At 45.4% G+C, this 24,430-nt stretch carries 18 protein-coding genes; 12 read left to right on the top strand and 6 right to left on the bottom strand.

Going from position 1 to position 24,430, the window contains the following annotated elements; all coding sequences use genetic code 11:
* Window positions 1-33: 33 nt before the first annotated feature.
* Window positions 34-2,022, bottom strand: coding sequence for a hypothetical protein (locus HB364_RS14025; RefSeq protein ID WP_167288640.1), 1,989 nt, complete (start codon window positions 2,020-2,022; stop codon window positions 34-36).
* Window positions 2,023-2,657: 635 nt separating this feature from the next.
* Between HB364_RS14025 and HB364_RS14020 the strand changes: the two genes are divergently transcribed.
* A complete protein-coding gene (locus HB364_RS14020; RefSeq protein WP_167288638.1) occupies window positions 2,658-3,011 on the top strand; it encodes a hypothetical protein in 354 nt (117 codons plus the stop codon).
* 101 nt (window positions 3,012-3,112) lie between these two features.
* Here the strand turns inward: HB364_RS14020 and HB364_RS14015 are convergent, their stop codons facing one another.
* Window positions 3,113-4,156, bottom strand: a complete 1,044-nt coding sequence (locus HB364_RS14015; RefSeq protein WP_167288636.1) for a GPW/gp25 family protein — start codon at window positions 4,154-4,156, stop codon at window positions 3,113-3,115.
* Between the two features lie 616 nt (window positions 4,157-4,772).
* Here HB364_RS14015 and HB364_RS14010 point away from each other — a divergent pair.
* The 5 genes from HB364_RS14010 to HB364_RS13990 all read left to right on the top strand — a co-directional run bounded on the left by HB364_RS14010 (window position 4,773) and on the right by HB364_RS13990 (window position 12,944).
* Window positions 4,773-7,037, top strand: coding sequence for a hypothetical protein (locus HB364_RS14010; protein WP_167288635.1), 2,265 nt, complete (start codon window positions 4,773-4,775; stop codon window positions 7,035-7,037).
* A gap of 621 nt (window positions 7,038-7,658) precedes the next feature.
* A complete protein-coding gene (locus tag HB364_RS14005) occupies window positions 7,659-7,880 on the top strand; it encodes a helix-turn-helix domain-containing protein (protein ID WP_167288633.1) in 222 nt (73 codons plus the stop codon).
* Between the two features lie 334 nt (window positions 7,881-8,214).
* On the top strand, window positions 8,215-9,360 hold the full coding sequence (dinB, locus tag HB364_RS14000; protein WP_167288631.1) for a DNA polymerase IV: 1,146 nt from the start codon (window positions 8,215-8,217) through the stop codon (window positions 9,358-9,360).
* A gap of 22 nt (window positions 9,361-9,382) precedes the next feature.
* On the top strand, window positions 9,383-12,316 hold the full coding sequence (locus tag HB364_RS13995; RefSeq protein WP_167288623.1) for a DNA polymerase III subunit alpha: 2,934 nt from the start codon (window positions 9,383-9,385) through the stop codon (window positions 12,314-12,316).
* A 286-nt stretch (window positions 12,317-12,602) separates the two neighbouring features.
* Window positions 12,603-12,944: a hypothetical protein gene (locus HB364_RS13990; protein ID WP_167288621.1), complete on the top strand. Its 342-nt coding sequence runs from the start codon at window positions 12,603-12,605 to the stop codon at window positions 12,942-12,944.
* 144 nt (window positions 12,945-13,088) lie between these two features.
* Here HB364_RS13990 and HB364_RS13985 read toward each other — a convergent pair whose 3' ends face one another.
* The 3 genes from HB364_RS13985 to HB364_RS13975 all read right to left on the bottom strand — a co-directional run bounded on the left by HB364_RS13985 (window position 13,089) and on the right by HB364_RS13975 (window position 15,447).
* Window positions 13,089-13,862 carry a hypothetical protein gene (locus HB364_RS13985; RefSeq protein ID WP_167288619.1) on the bottom strand — a complete coding sequence of 258 codons (774 nt, stop codon included), beginning with the start codon at window positions 13,860-13,862 and terminating at the stop codon, window positions 13,089-13,091.
* 201 nt (window positions 13,863-14,063) lie between these two features.
* Window positions 14,064-14,348, bottom strand: coding sequence for a hypothetical protein (locus HB364_RS13980; protein ID WP_167288617.1), 285 nt, complete (start codon window positions 14,346-14,348; stop codon window positions 14,064-14,066).
* Window positions 14,349-14,883: 535 nt separating this feature from the next.
* Complete coding sequence (locus HB364_RS13975) at window positions 14,884-15,447, bottom strand: RNA polymerase sigma factor (RefSeq protein WP_167288616.1); 564 nt, start codon at window positions 15,445-15,447, stop codon at window positions 14,884-14,886.
* Between the two features lie 286 nt (window positions 15,448-15,733).
* Between HB364_RS13975 and HB364_RS13970 the strand changes: the two genes are divergently transcribed.
* Entirely contained in the window at window positions 15,734-17,461 is a 1,728-nt protein-coding gene (locus HB364_RS13970; RefSeq protein WP_167288614.1) for a DUF262 domain-containing protein, read from the top strand.
* Between the two features lie 2 nt (window positions 17,462-17,463).
* On the opposite strand, the gene HB364_RS13965 is transcribed toward HB364_RS13970, so the two are convergent.
* On the bottom strand, window positions 17,464-18,201 hold the full coding sequence (locus tag HB364_RS13965) for a DUF4262 domain-containing protein (RefSeq protein ID WP_167288612.1): 738 nt from the start codon (window positions 18,199-18,201) through the stop codon (window positions 17,464-17,466).
* Window positions 18,202-18,494: 293 nt separating this feature from the next.
* Between HB364_RS13965 and HB364_RS13960 the strand changes: the two genes are divergently transcribed.
* The 5 genes from HB364_RS13960 to HB364_RS13940 all read left to right on the top strand — a co-directional run bounded on the left by HB364_RS13960 (window position 18,495) and on the right by HB364_RS13940 (window position 24,345).
* On the top strand, window positions 18,495-18,830 hold the full coding sequence (locus HB364_RS13960; protein ID WP_167288610.1) for a hypothetical protein: 336 nt from the start codon (window positions 18,495-18,497) through the stop codon (window positions 18,828-18,830).
* A 124-nt stretch (window positions 18,831-18,954) separates the two neighbouring features.
* The gene (locus HB364_RS13955; RefSeq protein ID WP_208419952.1) at window positions 18,955-20,025 is read left to right on the top strand and encodes a DNA-methyltransferase; all 1,071 of its coding nucleotides are present in this window, start codon (window positions 18,955-18,957) and stop codon (window positions 20,023-20,025) included.
* A gap of 234 nt (window positions 20,026-20,259) precedes the next feature.
* Window positions 20,260-20,982 (top strand): DUF4974 domain-containing protein, encoded by a 723-nt coding sequence (locus HB364_RS13950; protein ID WP_167288608.1) that lies wholly within the window; start codon window positions 20,260-20,262, stop codon window positions 20,980-20,982.
* 76 nt (window positions 20,983-21,058) lie between these two features.
* Window positions 21,059-22,795 (top strand): hypothetical protein, encoded by a 1,737-nt coding sequence (locus HB364_RS13945; protein WP_167288606.1) that lies wholly within the window; start codon window positions 21,059-21,061, stop codon window positions 22,793-22,795.
* 209 nt (window positions 22,796-23,004) lie between these two features.
* Entirely contained in the window at window positions 23,005-24,345 is a 1,341-nt protein-coding gene (locus tag HB364_RS13940; protein WP_167288604.1) for a hypothetical protein, read from the top strand.
* Window positions 24,346-24,430: the final 85 nt, after the last annotated feature.

Genomic DNA, 24,430 nt, shown 5'->3' with positions numbered 1-24,430 from the left:
ACCCAGGGTTGATTGCGCATACGTGCAGGGCGGCTATAGCCGATTGTGAATTTGGTCGCTATTAGGGTCTGGTCCTATGATCCGGGGATGCTGCACAGGATTGGTTATTGAAAACCGGGTATTGGTATATTGCAGGTATTCGGAACCAAGGGAACCGCGTGGTTGCAATTCGGTCCGCGCTGCAACAAGTGCAATCAGATCCTTGCTGTCAGTAAAGATGTTTAAATACATCCCAGGACCAAGGGAAGCGGTACCTTGAAATTCACAGAAGAGGTGGGCAAGTACCCTACCTTCCTCCAGATCAACGATACTGGCGCCTTTCAACCATTGCTGTCCCTGCTGTTGTGCTGCGGGAGTAAACTGCTTAGGGGTAAGTTCCAATAGCATGTTGAGGGCAGTGTCCAGGTCAGGTATGGTGATATGTTCCGGGCTGGTGGCATTTTCTGCATGATGGTGCCATCGCAATTCCAGCCGGCATCTATTCAGGTCGGTAGGGGTTGCATTCAGGGTTACTTTCGCCACCGATTCATTGCCATCCAATGCGAGGTCAGCCGCCAGCAATCTCAGCAAAACGTTCATATTGGCGGCAACCGGCTCCATGAGCCCCATTTTATCCGGTCGGGCAATGATAATCTTCCGGATGTGTCGGCCTGCCTGGTTGAACTCTCCAAACCCCTCCAATTGTGGCAAGACCATAGCCATTTGTTCGTTCATGGGTGCTTTGGCATCAAATATCAGGTTTATTTGAGTGGGATAAAGACTACCCTTTTGCCCTGGAGGGGTAACCGTTTCCGTTTCCAGCCAGGTACGTTGGAGGAAGTTACTGCCCTCAATTTTCGCGGATGTTATAGAAAAGGGGCCTAACACCTGCTGGTGTGTTTCAAATAAAGAAAAGTCAGTGCCGAGCAATTTGAGTAGCGCCTGCTCATATGTATTACAATGATAATGATCCGAAGCAGTTGCATAGTGCTGATGCCCGCTTTGCATCGGATGGTATTGATAATGGGTGGATACAACAAATGGGCTGGCTGGTTGTATGCCGATCAGTTGATCATTGGCATCCTCCCAAATAACCAACTTTTGGATGATGGGGTCAAGTCGAATGGAAAAGCCGCGGTCATATTTGTAATGGGCAAGGCATAAGTACTGACTGCCGGGATCATAATCTGCAAACTTCGACAGATCCATACTGGTTTGTTGTTCCAAAGATGCAATGCCGGCAGGGCAAAATAGATAAATGCCGGCAGTGGGATCTGCGGCGGTGGAAGGCTGGATAGGGATAACTTTAATTTCGGCAAGATGGTCTTTACTTACATCCAGGAGGAATCCAAACTCATGTTGGTAAGAATATTTTTTCACTTCACTGAAAGTGTCAAAAAACCGAGGGTCCTTGTTAAGTAAAATGAATAGTCCTTCTGCGGGATGGTTAAAGAAATGCTGTTCGATAAATCGGCTTTGCGCCTTCTCCCCAATTTTTGCCATTTCCAATTCATGAATAAAGCCCTGAAAGGATGTCTGAAGTGGAAATTCGCCCATAATGCGGGATATTTCATCCATGAATGCCGATGCCCGAGTCCACAGTGCTTCACAAATCAGGGTGGGTGAAATCTCGTTGCCATCCTGTTTGAAAGTGGCCAACAACAGTGCCTTGGATGAACCTGGATGGTCCTCGGCGGAATAAAACAATCCGCAAAGAGAACAAAAGGCTTCGGGGCTCATACCGGTTTCCAAATAAATACCTTCCGGTTGAGGGCCGTAAGGTGATTCTCTGAACAACCGGCCATAAAGCTGAGCACCGGTATGATCGGTTATACTGCGTTCAAGACGAGGTCCAATGCTTTTGAGATCGGTCAGCAGCAAAGTAAAGAAAGCCTGTTTTAGTGAAAAATAAGCGATACTTTCCTCTGTGCTGGGTAACCTGCGGAGTCGGGAAAAGGCAGTCGTCACTAACCGGTAGGGCATATAATCCAGAGGACCATGGCTATTTTTTTCATCGGGAAAAATGGTGATATGATTATCCATTTGCTCGGTGGTTAAGTTAGTCATCAATGCAGATGGCAAGGCGCGAGATTCTGTGAGGGTTCGATGTTGAACCATGGGAGGCCCTGGCTTCAACGACAACAGGATCTCCCTGCAAAAATGGTCATGAGGGGGCAAATAACTTCCGACATTTACCTAATAGGAATTTATTTTTCATTTTTTCATTCCCACGAAATTCCAATGTTGGATCGTAACCCCAACAATATGTCCGAGGTAGGAAAGGTAGCCGTGTAGGCTGTTCGGTATTTTAACTCCGTTATTCTAGTTGACGAGTGGGTACTAACGATCCTCCAACCGCGATTACTCCCAGCAGGTTGGGGAATAAATGTGTGTTCAATAGGATGATAAATAGGCCTTGGTGATAGTATAGGTAGAAAACCTCAGCTAATGCGACACTTTCTGAATGAAGGACCTATGCTCTCTGCCAACCTAAATAACAACTGGTGTTATGTGTACGACAAAGTGATGGTTTCCCTATTATGTCCTATATCGGTCTTTCCTATTAGTGTTGGGGGTAATATTGCAAATGTCGCCGCGCCTCTCCTACCCACCAGACGCCCACGAAAAGTCATAATTGAATTATAAATACCCAACACCCTTCTTCAATTCCATATATTATGCGGAACACCATCGTTAGCGCATTGATTGCGCTTTTAGCATCATGCCGGCCATGGATAAAAGCCACTACCGGCATTTATCACAAGGCGAATCACAAATTTGGGCGCACTATATCGGATTCCATTATTCTTTGGAAGGAGAATTATGGCCGTTACGCGATTTGGCGTAAAAAGGCCATTGACTATAAGGATTCGACACTAAAAGACACATCCTTTGTGCGATATGGCGCAGGTGCTCTGAAGCCTCACACCAGTACCATCATTGAGGATAGCACCAACGCAAAAATGCGCTACAATCCAAGAAAGCGCATTCTGTATACCAGGGAAGGCAAGTATAAAAAAATTGGTGGGTAAAGATGAATTGCCTGCAAATTGTTTGAATGATCCACACAACGGTATAAAGTCATCTGTGGTGACCGATAAGTGCTAATGCGGTAAGGCTAATCCGGCAGATTTCAGTTGGATCCCCGAATGGGAATGGTTATGGTGCCTTTCCAGTATTCTCCGGTGCCAAACTGAAGGGAAATATAGAGGGTGGCAGGATGGCAAATGGGTAGTTGGCGCACCCCAAGCACCTGCACATCGAGGACAATATGAATGAAGTCTAATGGTGGCACCAGGGCATTTTCCCTGCCTACCGCTCCGACAGTTAACAATCGTGCCACTTCCATCTTGATGATTGGGTTCAATAATGGGCTGTGCTGATATTGGTGGATCAATTGGCTAAAATCAGAACCCAGCCAGGGCTCTGATGGGTAATCCCCATAATCAGTACTGAGTACTGCACTAATGGCCTGAATGGCGGCCTCAATCCCCATCACAGTATCGAAGTCCCCATCGGCAAATCGCGGATCCCCTTCATCGTCCAGGGCAATATCGCTCAGGAAATTGTAATCTGTTCTGGGAGCTTTTGCACGTGTCAGGCAATCCAGCACGATAGCATTTTCCCTTTCCAATGTCCATGAGATGCCTTCCAACTCCCTGCCATCACCTTGCGATTCCACGATGACAAATCTTTCATAGTCTGGCAACTGTAAAAAGTTCATGCAAAACTCCTGCAGGAGCTGAACATCGCCTTCCACAAATTTCCCAACACGAAAGCACCATTGGAACTGTTCAATTCGCAGCCAATGGCCCCAGAACACAATCCGGCGACTCAGTCGGATCAGGACCTCCGGCAGGTAGGGTTGTGCAAACGATGAACCATTAAGTTGCTCAAAGGCGCGCTGCTCCGCCATGGCTTTCCATTGCTGCAGTGTGGTAGCGGAATAGCTGGCATCGTCTACATCAATTATCCGGGCATGTTTGCGGCACATCCAGATCCCGTTTTCTATACTGCTACATTGTTCTGCATTCATATCCGGGTTAAACCTGGGTCCGCCGGGAGAGGCGGCATGGATATGCGCTGCCTCCCCAACAATGACAACTTTGGAGGCGTCTTCCTGACCGGGTCCGGCGGTGACTTCATCGCATCCAGGAAATGAACATCGGTGTGCCACGCGAAGGGCGAGAGCGCGTTTTACGTTATCGGAAAAATTATTTCGCATATAAATTGGATCTAATTGCTCACCTGGGTGGTATGTCTTCCACGATGATCGAATCTTCCCCGGACAGCCTTTCTCTGCATGCGCAGCAAATGTACGACACCTGACTACAGGCTGCCAAGAACAGTGATTCTTTTATTAGTTACCGCTTACCAGAACCCATTTAGCAACCATTAATGAGCATACCCTTAACTTCCATGAAATGCTGCCCTGTAATTGCAGGATGACCGTTAGCGACCAACGCAATGCAACTTTATTGGGTCGATCAAGATATTATTGCCATGACAATTAGTCTTATGTAAAAATTCCCCTGGCCATCCTGTCAAGGGCTTTGTTTGTTAGTTAAAAGGCAATGGAGCGCAGATCCTCCCTTTTCATTATCTCCAGAAAATAGCCCTCAAATTGACAACAGATGCCGTATATTCGAAATAGACTGCATCGAAAGCCACCATCTCATACATTGTATGTCCATCCTGGTATCATCGATGGTTCAGGTCATAGGAAGTTTTCAATAACAATAAGCGTTCATTGCAACTAATAAGTTGTTGTCAATAAATTTTGTACTTATAAAATGGAAAATACAAGTTATCAGATTATTACGAAACCAAGGCACCTTCGTTATATGTTTTTCATTGACGGGACCTTTACAGGCAGCAAATTATTGGACCTGATTAATAAAAACCAACAACTATGGGGTGGTAGGCAGAATCCAATTATACCTGTGGGTGCAGAAGGCCTCACCCCGGAATGGCAAGCACTAGCGAAGAACTATGATCCAGACTATGTTGGCTATACCAATGGTTTCACGGAAGCGTTGGCCATAAAGTTTTGTCAACAATTAGGGCTTAACCCGCTCAAAGTACTCAATATCGAAGATAATGTCTTCCGCATGGAAGGTATACCCTCGCAGTTTTTACTTTCTACGTTTGATAATCCATTTGCCATGAGCAATTACATTGCGCAATCTTCTGGCCTTTGGCAATCTAAAAGTCCCTTAAAGGAATATTATAAACTCAACTACCTTTTTGATGACCACCATCAATTTGTTAGGCGTATTATAGGGTCTCATCATATTATTCACTTCAATGGGTATGAAATTGAAAAATTTAACCAGCAACTCGTTGAATACTCGCCTTTAAATTCCATCGCCCTCGCAGCTTTCAACCCCGACACAACGCAAATGCGGACTGTTGCCGGGACACATTATAGGCATTTTGAGTTAATCCTGACAAAGAACTATGATAGTCAAAAGGACCTACTTTACCATTGGAATAGGGCATTATATTCACCCAGTAACTACCCCATTTCCTCATTCCTCATCACAGAAGAACAGCTAGACCTTTTATTGAGAGATCCATATTTTGAAGGAATTTTAGGAAAACTGCCAACCAACGATGCCACAATAAACGTGGTTTCATTTTCACTATCGGAAAAAGAACTCCTGGAAACTGTACAAAAACTTCAAGGCTTTGCAACGCACGTGCGATTCTTAGTAGCGCCAAGTCCAATTTTCCCCTATGAAAAAAGCGATAACAAAGGACACGCTGTCAACAAGGAACAATCACTGGCGCATATTGTGTACGGAGAAACTCACCTAGTGGAAATCCCCAATTTATCTTTTGCTGTATCCCTTCAACAAGCCGATCAATCTTGGTGTGCAGAAATTTCAATCACAGAGGTAAGTAAAAACAACTCTATTTTTTTCCCTATGAACACAAGGGGATTTGAATTAGTCCGTTCACTAGCCCGGATCAATAAAAACAGAAGGCTCGTTGCCATTCTGAATAGTCGAAACAATCGTCATATAAGATTAAGGACACCATCTTTTTTTTCTATTATTCACCAAGTAATTGTTTCCCCAAGTGCTATCAATGAACCTCCATATAAGCGGCCGCCTACAAAATACCTACAATGCAAATTCAATGATGGCAGTAACCGGTTGAAGGAATTTATCAACCTATTTGATGGGAACTTCACTTACATCGAAGATTACCTATTTGATAAGTTCTGGGCGGACATATTCTATGACCTTACAGATAATACCAAAAGTGAGGGGGACACAATCACATTTGACCAAATTATCCAACGATATTATCATATTATAACAGAAGCTGGCATCAATGATATAGGCCCAAAATCGGAAACACATTATAACGATGAAAATCTTCGGTATGGCGTCCAGGATACACTGCAACCACTTATCAATCGCCGTATATTTCTACCAGGCTATAACATTAAATGCAAAAGTTGTTCTTCAATAATTTGGTATTCCTTAAAAGAAACAGATTTTCAGATCACTTGCAAGGGATGTGGTACCATGAATTTTTTCGCTGCTAACTCACCCATATCTTATAAACTCAACCACTTAGTAAAGAATAATATCGGGATGAGAAATGGAGACGGCAAATTCGCTCCCGATGGAAACTACACAGCCATTAAGACCCTCATTCATCTTAGGAATAAAGCTCCTCTTAGCTTTCAGTATGTTCCTCAGATTGACATATTTGATTCCTACCATCGCTCCAAACCTGTAATGGACTTGGATATCATTTGTATAGTGAATGGTCTATTTTATATCGGCGAATGCAAACACAACAGTAATTTATTTTTTGCAGATAAAAACAAGTGCCTGGACAATCTTATAGAAATTGCTCAAATCGTCAATCCTGACTTTATCATACTTTCCTGCACAGTAGATGAATACGACAGGCTGCAACGTGCACAACAATACCTGGAGCACTACATAAAAAGATTGGGGCTCCGATCACAGGTATATTCCTATCAAACACGGGTGCCTGAATATGATCTAAAAAGTTATCGATTTTTTAGATATTAAGTTCCAAAAACGCACACTGGATTATTGCCTGTATCAGACATAATACAAGAAACTTGCTTCTTATAAAGTATTGGTGTTGTTGGATTAATGCAGCGCCACTAATTTTTGATCTTTTATCGTTTGCAGACCTTTATGAATTTTGAAAATGCAACCGGATCAGATAAGTTATATTCTCTGGGAGACAAGGATCTATCTCAATTTCATCTCCATAAAGTTGTCGCGTATCAGCTCGGATCGTTCTCTAGAAATTTAGGTATTGTCGCATAATTTCGGGTCTGCATATTCTTAATATGGATGACAGTTGAGTAGTGAAGGTTGGGCTCACCTAACATATTACTGTACGCATCCTGAATTCCTGCAATAGAAGGTGAAAGCATTCTATCGGCAGTTATAATAATCAATATGAGGAGAAATTCCTTGCTTTTAAATAACCGTGGGAATATGATCCTATTAAAAAGATAATGGATTTCAGACCTTAGCCCAGCAAGGGTTTTGGTTCTTCGAAACCGGCTTTTCCATTACTTAATTATTTGCGGTAATAACAAAATCATTAACAACTGTAGGTGTTTTTCCACGTAAATAAATCCTAACATCTATTACATTGCAGTAAACCCAACTGACATGAAGGAAATTGTTAAGTTATTCAGTCGCAACGTACGGGAGTACTGCCATCAGAATGAACTTTCAGCACAAGACCTGTCAAAAAGCACAGCGATCAATATTGAAATCATAGAAGCCATTTGGGAGGGCAAACATGATCCTGACCTGGAACAAGTGGGCAAAATTGCAGCTGCGCTCAATATTGCACCCCATTTACTTTTGATGGATGCAATGCAAAAGTAAACGCCAATTGTTCCGTTAAAGACAATGCTGCCTCGGACAAAAACCAAAATGTCAGCATCTCTTCTTTAATCTATCCACGCGTAGGTTCCTGTGTTTTTTTGAAGGTTCGGAGTCCAATCCATTGTTGATCATGATTAAAAAGGGCCGCCTATTTCTAAAACATTCTGGATTTTATTGACTTATAAGCGATTGCATCTGTACAATTAGGGGACGGCTAACACCCGATGCAAAATTGGAATCCCCGCCAATGCCGGTTCTGATCAAAAATGCTAAACAAATTAGTTTGTGTACTAAAAATATTAGTATTTTTACCCCGAGATCATAAATAACTGGTATGGAACGGAATAGTCGGGCGATTGCACACCTCGACCTGGATGCTTTTTTTGTCAGCGTTGAGGTTTTGAAGAACGAGAAGTTCAGAGGGAAGCCTTTGATAGTGGGAGGAGGAGAACGGGGTGTGGTGGCAGCGTGTAGCTATGAAGCCAGGACGTTTGGCATTCATTCCGCGATGCCAATGCGGTTAGCCCGGCGTTTATGTCCACAAGCCATCGTGATTGGGGGAGATTATGAGGATTATGGTAAGTATTCGCGCATCGTGACCGAAATCCTGACAGAAGGTGCGCCGCTGGTCGAGAAGTCTTCTATCGATGAATTCTACTTGGATCTTACCGGCATGGATCGTTTTTTAAAAAGTGACCTTTTTGTCAAAGAACTCAGCCAGAAAGTAAAGCGGGAAACGGGTTTACCGCTCACCTATGCCTTGGCAGGAAATAAATTGCTGAGTAAGGTAGGGGCCAACGAAGTAAAACCCAATGGGCAGTTGATGATCCCATTTGGGACAGAGAAGGCTTACTTGGCACCGCTGGACGTTAAGAAGATGCCAGGCATCGGGCCCAAAACCACCAAAGAGCTGCATGACATGGGTGTAGAAACCATTCGCCTTCTCTCCCAGATCCCGGTGCGGATGTTGGTCAATAAATATGGCAAGTCCGGCTTTACGCTTTCTGAGCGGGCACAAGGCATTGATGAAACGCCCGTGGTACCATACCATGAACAAAAGAGTATTTCCACAGAACAGACATTTTCAGAAGATACCATTAGCATGAGTTTCCTGCTCCGCAACATCGTGGAGATGGTGGACAAAATTGGTTATGAACTACGCTCCCAGAATAAACTGACTGGCACAGTTAGTATTAAACTTCGGTATGCAAATTTTGATACAGTCAGTAAACAAACACGCATTACCTACACCAGCCAGGATCATATCCTGTTAGACACTGCTAAAAAATTGTTTGAAAAACTCTACGACCGGCGCCTGCTGGTACGATTGCTGGGCGTTCGCTTCACCGACCTTATCCCCGGAAATTTTCAACTCAACATGTTTGATGGCACTGCTGAAAAGGCCGCCCTTTACCAGGCAATCGACAGTATCAAAGGCCAGTTCGGTATTTCGAGCCTGGTACGTGGCAGCTCGCTGTAATCAACCTTCTTTTTGCACCCACATGTATTTGAATTGTAAGTCATATTTTTCATACTTATACGGTACCTTTTCTACCGAGAGCCTTGTACAAGCTGCGGTAGAGGCGGGTGCCAGCACAGCTGCACTGACTAATATCAATAACACGGCCGATGCCTGGGATTATGTGCGGATTTGTGCAGAAGTGGGTATTAAGCCCGTACTGGGTGCTGAAGTCCGTAATGAGGGTACTTTTCTCTATATACTGTTAGCTAAAAGTAATGAAGGCTTTGCGCAACTCAATCGCTTTTTAAGTGATCACCTCAAAGTTGAAAAACCTTTTCCGGCCCGGCCTACAGGGCTCATTGATGTATATGTGATTTATCCCCTGGAAGGGTCGGAGCCGGAAACATTGGGAGAGATGGAACGGATCGGCGTGAAGGAAAAAGAAAAGAACCGCCTGTTCGGAAAACCATTAGCAACCTATGGGCATAAGTATGTTGTGCTGCAGCCTGTCACCTTTGCAGACAAATCTTATCATAATGTCCACAAATTGCTGCGGGCCATTGATCTTAATGTTACTGGAACGCGTATACCGGATTCTGCGCTCGCAGGCACAGATGAAACCTTTGTACCGCAATCTAAACTCATGGCGCAATTCAGTGCCTTTCCGCAACTGCTCACCAATACGTTGCTATTGCTGGATAGCTGTCAAATTGAAATGGATTTTGGTGTGGACAAGAATAAAGTAGCCTTCAGTGCCAGTAAGGAAGATGACCGGGTGCTGTTGGAAAAACTGGCTAAGGACGGGCTGCTATACCGGTATGGTCCTGGCAACAAGGAAGCCGCCGGCAGGGTCAGCGGCGAACTGAAGGTGATCAATGATCTGGGGTTTAACTCTTATTTTCTCATGGCCCATGATCTTGTCCGATATGCCAGTTCCAGGGGGTTCTATTACGTAGGCAGAGGAAGTGGCGCTAATTCCATTGTTTCTTTTTGCATGAAAATAACAGATGTTGATCCCATAGAATTGGATTTATACTTTGAACGGTTCCTTAACAGCTCCCGAACCTCACCGCCGGACTTTGATATGGACTTCTCTCATCGTGACCGTGATGAAGTGATTGATTACGTCTTTAAGCGATATGGCAAAGATCATGTTGTGCTGCTAGGGATGCATACCACCTTTAAGTTCAGGGCGGCGGTGCGGGAGTTAGGTAAGGTTTTTGGTTTGCCCAAGGCTGAGATTGATATGCTCGCTGAAGGCAGGTTCCAGGCGGGTGATCGCATTCATGCTCTGATTTTGCACTTTGGCAGGTTGATCCAGGGGTTTCCAAAAAATCACAGCATCCATCCGGGTGGTATCCTAATTAGTGAAAAGCCTATTTATTATTATACATCGGTGACCATGCCGCCCAAAGGTTTCCCCACTGCGCACATTGATATGTTTGTGGCGGAACGGATCGGATTGCATAAGCTCGATGTTCTGAGCCAGCGAGGATTGGGACACATCAAAGAAGCCATCGAGCTGATACGGTTGCGGCATGGCAAAGATGTGGATATTCATAACATGGCCGCGCTTAAAAACGATCCGCGTATTGCCGCCCAGATCAAAAGCGCAGATACCATCGGCTGCTTTTATATCGAATCCCCTTCGATGCGCCAGGTGCTAAAAAAACTACAATGCAGTGATTACCTGACGCTGGTGGCTGCATCTTCCATCATCCGGCCGGGAGTGGGAGAAAGCGGCATGATGCAGCAATATATTCACCGCTTCCGAAATCCCCATGACTTTAAATACCTGCACCCTGTAATGGAGGAGCAACTGCGTGAAACGTACGGCGTCATGATCTACCAGGAAGATGTAATCCGCATTGGACACTTTTATGGCGGGCTTACGCTGGCAGAAGCAGACGTCTTGCGCCGCGCCATGAGTGGAAAGTATCAGGGCACCAAAGAAATGGACGCCCTGGAACGCCGCTTTTTTGAAAATTGCGCCCAGATGGGACGTCCAGCAGACATTACTAAGGAAGTGTGGCGGCAGATCAAATCCTTTGCCGGGTATTCCTTCTCCAAAGCACATTCCGCATCGTATGCCGTGGAAAGTTACCAGAGCCTCTTTTTAAAGACCTACTACCCGGTAGAATTTATGATCGCTGTGATTAATAACTGGGGAGGTTTCTACAATCGCCAGATCTACTTTCATGAACTCAAACGAACCGGTATACAGGTTGAGCCGCCCTGTGTGAACCGCAGCCTGGTGCAGACTTCTATCGCTAATGGCATTGTCTATATGGGATTGGAATTTATCCATAAATTGGAAGGGAAGCTGATAGAAAAGATCCTGCAGGAGCGTTATGCTGCTGGTCCCTTCCGGGGCCTCCAGGATTTTATGGAGCGGATCGATCCATCTATCGAACAAATTTCGGTGCTGATCAAAACAGGCGCATTCCGGTTTACCGGCAAGGCTAAGAAGTATTTGCTGTGGGAAGCCAATTTTATGGGCGCCAACACCCAGTTACGGGTTGGTCAGGGTGGTAAACTCTTTGAAGAACCGACAGAAGAATTTGAGCTGCCCCAGTTGCCGCATTATCCCCTGGAAGACTATTATACAGAAATTGAACTGTTGGGATTTCCATTAGGCAATATCTATGACCTGCTCGATGATGATGTCTCGGTTTACCCAGGCGCGGCAGAGCTGCCATCTTGCGTAGGCCAGCAGGTAGTGACCATTGGCTACCTGGTCACTTCTAAAGATACCGTCACAAAAAAAGGAGTGAAGCAACGCATGTTTTTTGGCTGTTTTTTAGACAAGGAGGGGCAGTGGCTGGATACAGTGCATTTCCCTGCTGCGGCAGCCCGCTACCCCCTGCAAGGGGAAGGTTTCTACAGGCTGCACGGGAAGGTGATCGAAGAATTCGGCGTTTATACCATCGCAGTGGAACAAATGGAAAAGGTAGGAATTAAACCATTTCGATGATAACAAGCTGATTACAGGTTGACTGTATGGTTATGGCGCATTTTGTGTAGAAATATGGGCCAGATAGAAAGCCTACAATATGGCATTAAAGAAATAGTCAGAAAAAAAATACGTAACATTTTGTAATCCCGAATGGTTAAACGGCAGTTCAACCGCTATGCCAGACCGCGTAAGCCATTCTTTGATCCCTGTTTTTGCAGCAGCCAAAATATTTTTACGCTACTAATGGTTAAAATAGAAAAAAACGAGGTTATTATATAGTACAGGCGATTGTAATCATCTTATTATGGATATAAAATTTAGCAGACTGGCTATCCTCACATTAAAATTCATCGATGGAGAGATCTCCGCAACAGAATCCGAGGAGTTGGACGGTATCGTCAGCCGCAATGCGCAACATAGAGAACTATTCGAGCAAATTCTGGATTTAAGGCCCTTAATTAAATTCATCCGTTTGGCCGATAAGATCAAGATGGATCAGTTCAATAAAGAAATTTTTGCCAGCATAGAAATGGATGTACGGGCATCTCAAAAAAGGCGGGCGAGATGGCGAAGGATACTGATAATATGCCTGGTTGCAATGCTATTGCTCGGACTGGGTGTAAGCAGGGCATGGATATGGCAATAACCGCCAGCACAAAGCATAGTATGATAAGTCAGTATTACCGAAAATGGTTGGTGGTTTGGCAAGGTGAAATTTTCCCCATCGGTGGTTATTATAATATACCAAACTGTTGTACAGTTCACCCGCCTTCGGTGATGGGGTTGCTTATCAGAGATTCCTTTTCTTTTTTTCCGCTGGTAGCTGAAAATACACCGTACTATCCCACAGGATGGCACCATTGGGATGGGAGAATCTAAAATAGCCAATGGGCTGATCAAAATTTTCGGCGTCAATCCCTAAATTAATCAGGCAGCAATACAGGAAAAAGAGAAACCCTCTGGCATTGTATACGCGGTCAGGTAGCCCCCCTTTTTTCAGGTTATGCAGGACCGTATCAAGAACAGCATGGGCACGAAAGCCTGTCTGATCAAGGGATACGGTAATAAAATCAAACAGCTGGCTTGCGTCAGCGAGGCTTTGATACCAATAACTGGGGTCCTTGGCCCAAAGCGCTAAATATTCCCTGGAGTTAAGTGGGAGCACCGCTCTTACCCGACTGAAGATAGTGTCCTTGCCGCATTTAAGGGTCACGCCCACACTATCATAATGTACAATGCTGTCCCCCATGGCTACCCGCATGCCGGCTTCATAGAGGAATTGCTCCGTGCGCCATAGCTGCACCATGACTTCCGGCGTATCGGCCTGCAGCACAAAATGTAACACACGATGACCTGGTCGGCCACGCGCGTAACAGCCTGCATTTTCAGAGACCAGATTGCCAATGATCATTCCTCTCCCGTCACAGCGAAATACCACCTGTTCGATAATGTTTTGGGGCGCTTTATTCTTCCGCGCTTGCTGGGTCTTCTGGCAAAGGTAGCCACCAAGGCATAAAAGCGGTACGATCAGGAGGATAAAAATAGGAGATTTGAAATAAGCCAATGGCCGCATATGCATAGGTTTTGGTAGACATTGCTGGATGGCCAGCTAAACAATGGAATGAAACGATTGTTGATCAACACCTAACTATGGGACTGGTGTACGATCGACCTTTTTCTACAAAAAAATATTGCAGAGTAGACATCTTTCCAATGCAACGCTTTTTATGGTAGAGGAGGTTACTCAACGGCATAAACGAATAGGTTAGAACATATCGGCTAATGAACGACCAACATCCCGCGGAGGAAGCAATGGACTAATTTCACGGACCAGGGCAACAATGGTATCATTGGTATCTCTGGTCACGCGGCGCACGCGTCCTCCATTGAGTTGTTCGTGGAGTTCGCCTACCCATTCCGGCAGTTTGTTTTCGGATAAGGCCTTAAGGCCAATTTTTAAAATCACGCTGGCTTTTAGCTGGCTTTCAGCCACAAGCGCTTCTCCCAGGCGCAACAACAACGTATCCAAGGTTGGGTCATTACTGGACATAAGGATAAAAGTGTAGTCGTGACAAATAAACAGTATAATTCGTAAAAACAACGCGATACCCCTGGATTAAAATTAAAAAAAAGAGAGGTTACCAGGGGTACTTTTCACAATGCGGTTAAAACAAGCGGGAAAACATGCATACCAAAAATAAATTCGCAATTCTTTTAAATGAAACAAATGTTGCGCTGTATTATATATTGGGAATTGGGCTGCTAAAGAGGTAGGGACAGCAGAAATATTATGTGGAGGGTAATTGAAACAACATTTTATGCGGGAAGATGGAGCTGGCCATGCCAGCCCTTTTGCTCCATGCCTGTTGATAAAATCCCATCGTCCCATACGTTCACCAATTAAATGAGGATTTCCGGGGATCACAAATCGTTTGTGACATTTTCTAAACGATCCGTATAAAAGGTAGCAAAGCATCTGCGGCCATCGAATTTGCCATGACCATTATACCTGCTATGAAAAAGCCCCCGGCGGTTGCCGGGGGCATTATTATGGCCAGGATCAATTGATCCCTATCTGGGAAAAATCAGGATCCGATTGCTTTAGCACCGGTTATGATGTATTGCTTGAGCGGAGGTATTTCCGTGGTAATCAAGTCCGTGACTGCAGAAAGCGGCAGAACAAGGTGTTCAGCAATATCTGTTGTTGTTTTATCATCCAGCAAAAATAGGGTAAGTACTTGATTGTCTACCGGTGGTAGGTTTAATAGATAAAGCTGAATGCCTGTAAATACATAGACCGCTTTTAGGTGGGCATCGCTTATACCTATGTCACGGATGGCAGGAGGTTTTTCTGCTGGGTTTACAGGTAACCGGATTGGCGTCCGGGTACGGATCATCCAATCAAAGCTAAGGTCGATCATGTGGGTGAAGAGAAATTCCCGAATGGCTACGGGAGCCTGGTGCTGGTGGTGATTCTTCCACCAATCGGTATAGGTGTCTTTTACCAAATCCGTGGTGGCGGTAATGTCCCGCGTAAAAAGTAATCCAAAATAGTTAAGTGCCCGGTAATGGGTGAATGCGTCATTCAAGAGCTCATCATCCTCATCGCGTTTACCAGCTGTATTTTCCGGGGGATATACATTTTTCATGGTAGAACAGGCTTTCAGTGATAAATACTGAGTTAAAGTGCAAGTATAACGAATTAACCAAAGAACACTCGATCACGGTCCAACAAAAATTGACTTGGTGATAACGTTTCACTGTCCTTTGCCACCAGGCATTCGCCGTCAGCCGACTAGGCCAATATCCAACAGCCCGTTTTGGAGGCCTGTTAAATGCATGGCATAACTTCAGAGCAGGAGTCGTATTTTTAAATGGTTGAAACGTGTGGTTGACTATACCTTTTTTATTACAAACATTCAATAATTAAAACAAATGGCCATTTGGAAACCTTACCGCGTTTCAGAAATCATCGCTGATATTGAAGAGGAAAAATTTGTACTACCGGTCATCCAGCGGCGGCTGGTATGGAACGAAGAGAAAATGATTGAACTGTTCGACACCCTGCTGAAAGGCGATTCGTTTGGGGGAATCATTGTCATCGAGGAAGAAAAAGGGGAATCCCCCCTTTTTAACTACCGTCCATTTTCCAAAGGTGGGGAGGTCATTGCATCGCGGGAAGTAAACACCCTCAGCCAGTCCCAGTATTTTGTAATCGATGGCCAGCAACGGCTGCAAACATTTTATATTGGACTTAAAGGCAGCTACAACGGGAAGGTCCTGTATTTTGATCTCTTTAGTGACTACCGGCAGGAGTTTGAGTTCACCTTTGAACAGGACAGCAACAAGCTACCCAAACATTCCAAAGACAATGGGGACAGAACCATTGCAGATCACAACTGGTATCTGGCAGCAAGTTTGCTTAAGCGCCTACGGGACACCAACGATGAGGATCAGGTGGCCTCAGAAATTATCAAAAAGCAAGGAGTCACCGATGACACGCTAAAGGAACACATCACCAAAAACGTCAAGGCCTTTTATAAAAATATCCTGGGCGCTGAAGCGGTGGGCGTTTCAAAAGTATCTGTCAACACCAGCTACGATGAAACAATGAACAGGCAAAAAATTGTGGAGCTGTTCCGCCGGCTCAATATGGGTGGCACCGTCTTGTCGCCGTTTGATCTGGTGGCCTCTATCATGAAGGGATACAACTGGGAAATGGAGGGTTTCTTGGAAAAAACGCTGGCAGACTTTAAAGACATCGGCCTCACGCAGGACAATTTGATTAAGTTCATCTTCCTGCTCAGGGACAACCATATCAAGGAATTGGCCGACATTGAAGCCGCCGATGCCAAGTTCGCTATTGATAAGCGGGAAAGAATCACTGCCACGCTATCGGCACTCCGATCATTTTTACAGGAGGCAGATCTTTACAATTATTATAAGGAAGGGAACCGCTCATTTATTCCTTTGTTTTTTATTGCGTACCATGTTTTTCATTTGCCTATTGCCGATGACAAGGTGGAAGGATTTTTTGATAATGCGGATGCCAACCATCCGAATTATCCGTTGATGAAAAAGTGGATGTATTACTCGCTGTTGAATGGGGTATTTCGCAGCAAGGGAGCTGGATGGATTCCTTATCGCACAGGCATTAAAAAGATATTAGGTGTTATCCAGCATACCAAGGGAGGGTTGTTTCCGATCGAAGAACTTTTCGATGTGTATTACGAACATGGTGTCACCTTTACCGAAGAGTTAGATGTAACAAAGTTGGATAGTTTTGAAAGCCAGTTTTTATTTTATCTAATCTATGATCGCAAACAGGTGATCAGGATTCAGGATATTGACCACATCATGCCCAAATCACTACTGGAAGGAAAATACGAATGGCATCAAATCAATAGCATGGCTAATTTCCAGTTACTGGATTATGGAACCAACCGAGGAGAAAAAAACGCCAAGCCTTTTCGGGAGTGGATAGACAACCATGTCACCGACAAAAATGCTTTTGTACACAAGCATCTGATACCAGCAGATGTTACCATTTGGGATGAGGAAGCCTTTGTACAGTTTATTACGGCAAGAGCAGGACTTATTTTTAAAAAGGTTACCCAATACATCATAGGCGATCCCATCGTGAAAGGTGCCTTACCTTTATAGGCTTACAATTTAGGGCGCCTGGATCTACCCTCATCTTTGATTCGCTGGGACCGTTGCTGTAAATCTTTAAATACCTTGAGGGCAATTTCGTAGATATCAGTGTCCTTGCCACAGACGGCAAAACAATGATCCATCACCTGGTTGAGCGTGGCAGATTCCGCAGTAGTAAAGGTTTTCTGCTTGTTTTTCAGGTCGATATAATCCTCAAAGCGGTCATCAGGGTGAAAATTCAGTTGGTGATCAACCATGAGTGCCTTAAAGAAATTGTAAACATGATCAGGAGTTGAAATATCGGCCGTTTCATAGTATAGTGCCTTTAGGGGGATGCCATCCGTTAATTGTGTCAGCTGAAGATGGTAAGGATCTTGATCCAATTTTCCTGTTGGATCGGGGATGAGTACCCGTTGAAGTTTGCGACCACCTTCCCTGGCAGCTGCAAAACGCAGTGCAAAATCATTATGCAACACGCCCTTATAGTCCCGGTCTAATTCAAACCGCAGGCCTGTTTTAATTCGGTCGATAATAGTATGAAAAACAGATCCGGCATGTTGAGGGGAAATATTAAGACAAATCTGCAGATCCGGATGTTGGAAAGACACCGGAATGCCATGTGTATGGTAGTTCACCTTGCAGGGAAATCGTTCATCGCTGATCACATAATGAATATACCAACCATGTTGCGCCATCATCGCTTGCTCCCAGCGGGCATGTGCCTCCAGGAATTCTTTTTTGTTTTTCATGTTAGCGGTTTCTTTCGGCTGCCTGTTCAATTGGCAGGTACAATGTCGTCCAATAGCCTTTCCATAAAAATGCCGATGTTTATGTTCATTTAATCTGAGTAATTCCTATGGAGTAGTTTTTGAGATACAGGATGTAACATCACCACCTGGAAGGAGGTACAAACAATCCTATATAGGCCATACTACCTTTTCAACTACCTACTTTTATCGACCTTGAAAAACAGTCTACCCAAGGTCACCCCATGAAACACAGCCAGCAAAACAGATTATCTCCGCAAAACTGCAATACGGCCATGTGCAAAACCTGCATCTTTGGCTCTACGCCGATCCATTTAAGCGCCGAGCGAATGGCGGAGATCAGAAACTACCTGGCCAATTTCTCCAGTTCCCATATCTGTCATACCACCAATAAAACCTGTTATGGAGCCTTGCAGTTTCAGGCGCAAATTTTACACGCGATGGGGATCATTCCAGACCGTTCTGTAGCATCGCTATTGGAAACCGCCAGCCATTACCTGGGCACGGCTTCGCCAGGCCACGGCGAGAAAAGTGTCCCCCAACCAGGGCCTTCGGGCAAAAAACCCCGGAGGCGCAGCCCTCCTGGTAAGGATGGGCGCAGGCGGCTATAGCGGATCTATAGTCAACGTTACCCAATCAAAACATCCTAGCTATTACAAGATTGGATAGTCCGTGCCTTAGACCGGCTATTTTAGCTACACGCCCGCCAATCTCTCCACGATTGTTCATTGCCGCATGCTCGCTATTAATACCATACATCCCATCGATTGTTTGCAAGGGTTGCGCCAGTTACCTGACGATTGCGTACAGTGTTGTGTCAGCAGCCCACCATATTTCCATCAGCGGGATTATGGAATGGAGGGCCAGTTTGGTTTGGAGTCTTCGCCGGAGGAATATGTTGCCAGGATGGTAGAAGTCTTTCAGGAGGTCAAAAGGGTGTTACGTCCTGATGGGGTATTATGGCTCAATTTAGGGGATGGATACTGGGGAAGTGGCAAAGCGGGCAATAACCCGGAATACCAGGCCCGTCACAAAGAGTTTGGCAAGCCTTCCAGCGAAAAAAGCCGCTTCAGCAAGCCAACCACTGGGAAGCATCCGGTGTTGAAGCCAAAGGATCTCATTGGCATCCCCTGGGCGGTGGCTTTTGCATTACGAGAGAAAGGCTGGTTTCTGCGGCAGGAAATTATTTGGGCCAAGCCCAACTGTATGCCGGAAAGTATATCCGATCGCTGTACCCGCAACCATGAACAGATATTCATGTTTTCCCGTAATTCGCAATATTACTATGACGCCGATGCCATCAAAACACCGGTCCTGGACAGTTCTGCAGCCAGGATGGAACGTGGGATGGGAGAAAATCACAAATATGTGGAAGGTGTGCCAGGCGGGCGAAAACATACACTGCTCAGCCCCCGTGATAACAAACAGGACCAACATGGCCCGCGTCACAAGGGGTTTAATGCCCGGTGGAAGGAGAAAGCTGTGGAGGGTGCTCAGCCTAAAATGGCCAATCGGCGCACAGTCTGGAAAGTCTCCACCCGCCCCCTGAAGGAAAAACATTTCGCTGCCTTCCCGCTTGAAATTCCGACGCTGTGCATTCTGGCGGGTAGTAAACCTGGAGATTTGATCCTGGATCCCTTTATGGGAGCGGGTACTACCGCCATCGCCGCGGCCTCGCACCAGCGAACTTTTATAGGTTTTGAATTGAACCCCTCCTATGTGGAGATGGCTGTCTCCCGGTTAAAAAAGGACCTTGGTATGTTTATGCCCTCCCCGGTTGAGGACTGGTATACCCCAAAAATATAAAGGTATATACCATGCTGGGTGATAAGGGACAATCCGGGTTAAATAATTCCGCATAGCCTTCAAAGTTATATTCCATCAAAAGTACCCCTGCGCGGAAAAATAAATCTAAAATAAAGTTTCCTTTCATCGATGATCAAATCGGGATATGGCCGTTTTACATAAAATACAATTATGCATTGCCCTGCTTTACCCAACAATAGAACGATTCATCCATTCATTAAAACCACCGATATTATGAAACATGCATTGATGTTTAACCTGCTTTTCCTTACCTGTACATGGCAGATAATCGCGCAGACATATATAGCCCCCAAAGGCCAGCCGGCAATGAAGTTTATCCTGCCCGAAGGCAGCACCCTCTGGTTACAGCCAGGAAGCTCAGCTACGTTTTCCGCATCTTTGCCTACAGGCAGCCTGGCGCTTTCAGGGAGTGGGTTTCTAAAGATCAATCACGACAGGACTCGCGATCATTACTTAACGGTCATCTCGCATGGGGCTAATCGTTTCACCCTAACTTCCAATACCGATGTTTTCCTGTCCAACTTCCCCGAAGACCGGGAAACCAAGATTTCAACCACCAAAGGGACGCTGCAGGTCCGGGTCAAAGATGCCCTCTATCGGGTTTCAGATACATCCGCCCTGGTCATCACCAATTCAGTAAGATACCTTGGGGTTGATCGTTTTACCAACGATACCGCTTTCATCAAGGAGCGGATAGTGTATGAAAGCAGGCCTTTGTTCCAAATAATCAACGAGGTGGGCAGGTATTTCGGTCTTTCGGTCATTTACAAGGACACTTTAGACTGCAGGCTCCATGGTTGGCTGACGTTGCGCAGAGCAAAGGTATCCGATGTCATAAAGTATATTCGTGTGTGTGACAATTATCTGTGTTACACTTTGGAAGGTAATGTCCTCACATGTTATAAAAAAGAAACAACCACGCAGGCCTGCCGGTGACCAAAACACAATGTACGCCATAGATCTGCTAAGGTCAGGTGATTATACTATCTTAGTAAGTTATAAACAGCGCATAATGGGCGGAATTAACCGGGTAAGGCTTCCGAAATATCCCGATAAAGAGCAAAAGCTCAATTTTTTCGTGGACTATTTTAATTACTTTCTGCATTTCAGTGGCCTGATGGCTGGATTAGAGTTGGACAATCCACTTAGTCACACGGAGAAATTCATTTTTCAGTTGCAGACTAATGTAAATAACCACCAGTGCATCATCTATCTAAAAAATCATGCGGAGAAGTTGCTAGCCTATCCCCCATCCTACACCCGGAAATTCCCTGCCTATCAACCGGTGCGCCAAGCCCTGGAAGCTTGGGTGGCAGCGGGCGGAGGCCATAACTACATTAAGCTGCAGGCGCCACAACTGCTCGCTGTCTTCCAGGCATTGCAACTGGAACTGTCCCAGCAAATGATGGAGTCTGCCTGTGATCAGATTATCACCCAGGTACTTTGCGAGCATTCCCCCGAGGAACATGTAAAGGGAATTACTTTTTATACGCAAATCATTGCAACCGAGCTGATCTTCCGCAGAAAAAGTAAAGAGGAAGTCCGTGTATTGTTTAATGAGATCATGGGCAAGGATTATAGGGATTTTCACTATCCACCCCATATTAAAACGGATGAAGAAAAGCAGCAGTATTTCGCTACAAAGGATGTATACAAAACACTAAAAGCCATCATTGATTTTTATCAGCAACCCGATCAGGGTTGGTATGTCGCATACACCGTGGAGGACCTGATACTAAACAAAAAAGACACTTTTATCTATGGTAACTGCCTGGTCTGTTCGCCTAGCAATTTTGCCATGAAAGGGCTGCGGGCCAGGCTCGCCAAATCAAAAGATCCAGCTATCAAAGGCTTCCTTTCCAAAAGAAATATCGCTGTCTGTGAGGTGAAAGTGAATAGTGTAAAAGCATCCACTGCGCACATGTTAGCGACTGTCCATGCGGTTAGAACGATCAATTACATCAATAAAGTGTTGGATCGGGGCGTGCGTTTAAATACCGCCAATTATTTTTTCAGTACAGATCGGGTAAATTATGGCTATAGTCTAAAGGGGCTGGGCCAGCCATTTACGTTACAGGACTTTGATATTAAAGTGCTGGAGGATAATGCGTATCAATTTTTCGCCGGAAAGAACTTTGCCTCCGAATCCGCGTTCCTGCAATACGAGGATATTTATGTCGATGCCAGATACCGGGAACAAACCGCTGAACTTTGGCGATACTTGGAGGTGATGCTTGGCAAGGGAAAGGCAAAAAAATTTCTAAGTGGAGCCATTTTACTCGATGAAAAAACCTTCCGGACCAGTCGGCTTTCATCTTATCTCAAAAACATAATTGATCATTTTAACTCCAACGCCAATGATCTGGGCATCACCTTTGAGGAACAGGTCGCGTATGTGAAAAGAGCCACCAATCTAAAAGGGCTGGCAAAAAAAATTCAAAGTATCTTCTTTAAACAGGCCTATCAGCAGATGGTGGATCGCCTTACCAAACAGCGACTGCAGCGAATCCGTCAGCATTACTATTCCTTATTGGAGGAGGCCTATGAGTTGCGCAACGCAGATATACATACCGGTTACTCCCATGATCGGGCCAAGGTTAAACTTTTCTATTCCTTTCCAATACTGGTCAACCGTATGCGGTGGGTGCTATTTAGTTATATCCGCAAACACCCCACCATGACCCTGCCACAAATTATTACGCAAATAGAGAAAGACATCCTTGCCAAATTTGGCCCTTTTGCGCCGTAATCCCTTCCACCGATTTTGACTTATAATGGCTGCATTAAGCGTTCCATTTCGGATCTGCCCTTTCCGCTGTCCACCACCTGCAGTTCCCGATATGAACTGAATTACTCTTTAGGCGAACCGCCAGTTGTTTAATAACCCCGAAATAGGAAAAACTGGGAGTTTCAAATAGTGGCACTTAGCAAATTGTGTATTCATCAAACACCATTGTTATGTTGCAACGTACACATTCACCTATTAGAAAAAGGAAGTTCTCATCTATAGGGCTGTCAGGATCGCTCTGGTTGGGCGTCATGCTTTCCGGCGGCCTGCTGATATGGAGCTGCCGTAAAAATCATTCTCCCATAAATGCCGAAGATGACATTTACGTTGGCGGGGACAAAGCATTGCTTAAACTGGCCGAAAGAATCAAAACGGATGATCCAACACTGGCATTTTACAAAAAGGTCGTAAGCACTTATGGGGTAGCGCAATGGCAACATGCGCTAACAGCCCTAAAATCAGGGCAGTTGGTATGTTTGCTACCGATTGTCAATACAACTCTTCGCCAGACCCAGGCGGTGCTGGCCATAGAATGGGGGGAAAACCTGCGCATGAAAGTATTTGAACGTTCAGACGAAGCACCACAAGCAGTGCGCCTTTTGGGCCTTTTTGATTTTTCAATGTGGGGGTTGCAAACGCGAAACAGAGAAGGGATTTTGTTCAATGCCATCAAGGTTACAAAAGGAGAGCCCACAACAGTCACTACGAGGATGACCGCCAGCGTGTACAGTGTATGTTATGAGTGGATGTCCTGCACCGGCGATGGCCAAGGAAACTGTGTTGGCAACATTGTCTATCACAGCGAGTGCATTACCGATATTCGTTGGACCATTGAATATGATTACTACTCCTGGGGAGGTGCTATTGATCATAAGTCGGAAGCACCAGCTTCCCCAGGCGGCGGTGGTAGTCCGGTGATACCTGAGCCGGAACCGGCACCTACCATCCTTGCCCCACCCTCCACCAGCATTAGTGACGCAGCGCAATATCTGTCCTGCTTCGATCTAAGCAAGCCTGCCACGCTCACTGTCTATGCCGATCAACCGGCACGTGGTTCTGATGAGCCCATTACTATCCTTGGTGGCATTGGTCATGCTTTCCTGACCATCGAACAAACCTTGGATGGCCATGCCATCCGCAGAACGATGGGTTTTTACCCAGCGCAATCAGTTAATCCCTTTTCTCGGACCTCATCCGTTAGTATCCTCGGAAATGACCAGGGTCGCGCCTACGATGTATCGTATGCCATCCCGGTTAATGCGGAAGCTTTGGCCGGAAGCATCAATGCCATTTTGCAATTCAATGCAGTCTATGATATGGAAAGATACAATTGTGTCGACTTCGTGCTGGATGTAGCCAGAGCCGCGGGGACAACGCTGCCGCGAACAGAAGGCTGGTGGATCATTGGACGGGGCGCTAACCCTGGGGCGTTCGGAGAAGACCTGCGAAAGCTGACAGGTGCAACGTTTGGTCCGTCCCATGCTCCAACCAATACGGGCGACTGTAACTGAGTTGGCCTATCTGCACCATCGATCATTATCCCGGCGCGCGACCAACTGCCGCCGGGATCTTACCAAAAGCGAATTTTGGGCAGTG

Source organism: Paraflavitalea devenefica, assembly GCF_011759375.1.
In the GTDB taxonomy this organism is placed as follows: Bacteria; Bacteroidota; Bacteroidia; order Chitinophagales; family Chitinophagaceae; genus Paraflavitalea; species Paraflavitalea devenefica.
Note: the sequence above shows the minus strand (reverse complement) of the source record. Positions and strands in the feature narration are given on the sequence as shown.

Bases quoted from the DNA above. Each gene is read 5' to 3' on its own strand.
- HB364_RS13995 (WP_167288623.1), top strand. From the start codon at position 9,383: ATGTATTTGAATTGTAAGTCATATTTTTCATACTTATACGGTACCTTT.
- HB364_RS13970 (WP_167288614.1), top strand. From the start codon at position 15,734: ATGGCCATTTGGAAACCTTACCGCGTTTCAGAAATCATCGCTGATATT.
- HB364_RS14020 (WP_167288638.1), top strand. From the start codon at position 2,658: ATGCGGAACACCATCGTTAGCGCATTGATTGCGCTTTTAGCATCATGC.
- dinB (WP_167288631.1), top strand. From the start codon at position 8,215: ATGGAACGGAATAGTCGGGCGATTGCACACCTCGACCTGGATGCTTTT.
- HB364_RS14010 (WP_167288635.1), top strand. From the start codon at position 4,773: ATGGAAAATACAAGTTATCAGATTATTACGAAACCAAGGCACCTTCGT.
- HB364_RS13990 (WP_167288621.1), top strand. From the start codon at position 12,603: ATGGATATAAAATTTAGCAGACTGGCTATCCTCACATTAAAATTCATC.
- HB364_RS13975 (WP_167288616.1), bottom strand. From the start codon at position 15,447: ATGAAAAATGTATATCCCCCGGAAAATACAGCTGGTAAACGCGATGAG.
- HB364_RS13960 (WP_167288610.1), top strand. From the start codon at position 18,495: ATGTGCAAAACCTGCATCTTTGGCTCTACGCCGATCCATTTAAGCGCC.
- HB364_RS13940 (WP_167288604.1), top strand. From the start codon at position 23,005: ATGTTGCAACGTACACATTCACCTATTAGAAAAAGGAAGTTCTCATCT.
- HB364_RS13945 (WP_167288606.1), top strand. From the start codon at position 21,059: ATGGGCGGAATTAACCGGGTAAGGCTTCCGAAATATCCCGATAAAGAG.
- HB364_RS13955 (WP_208419952.1), top strand. From the start codon at position 18,955: ATGCTCGCTATTAATACCATACATCCCATCGATTGTTTGCAAGGGTTG.
- HB364_RS14005 (WP_167288633.1), top strand. From the start codon at position 7,659: ATGAAGGAAATTGTTAAGTTATTCAGTCGCAACGTACGGGAGTACTGC.
- HB364_RS13965 (WP_167288612.1), bottom strand. From the start codon at position 18,201: ATGAAAAACAAAAAAGAATTCCTGGAGGCACATGCCCGCTGGGAGCAA.
- HB364_RS13950 (WP_167288608.1), top strand. From the start codon at position 20,260: ATGAAACATGCATTGATGTTTAACCTGCTTTTCCTTACCTGTACATGG.
- HB364_RS14025 (WP_167288640.1), bottom strand. From the start codon at position 2,022: ATGGATAATCATATCACCATTTTTCCCGATGAAAAAAATAGCCATGGT.
- HB364_RS13980 (WP_167288617.1), bottom strand. From the start codon at position 14,348: ATGTCCAGTAATGACCCAACCTTGGATACGTTGTTGTTGCGCCTGGGA.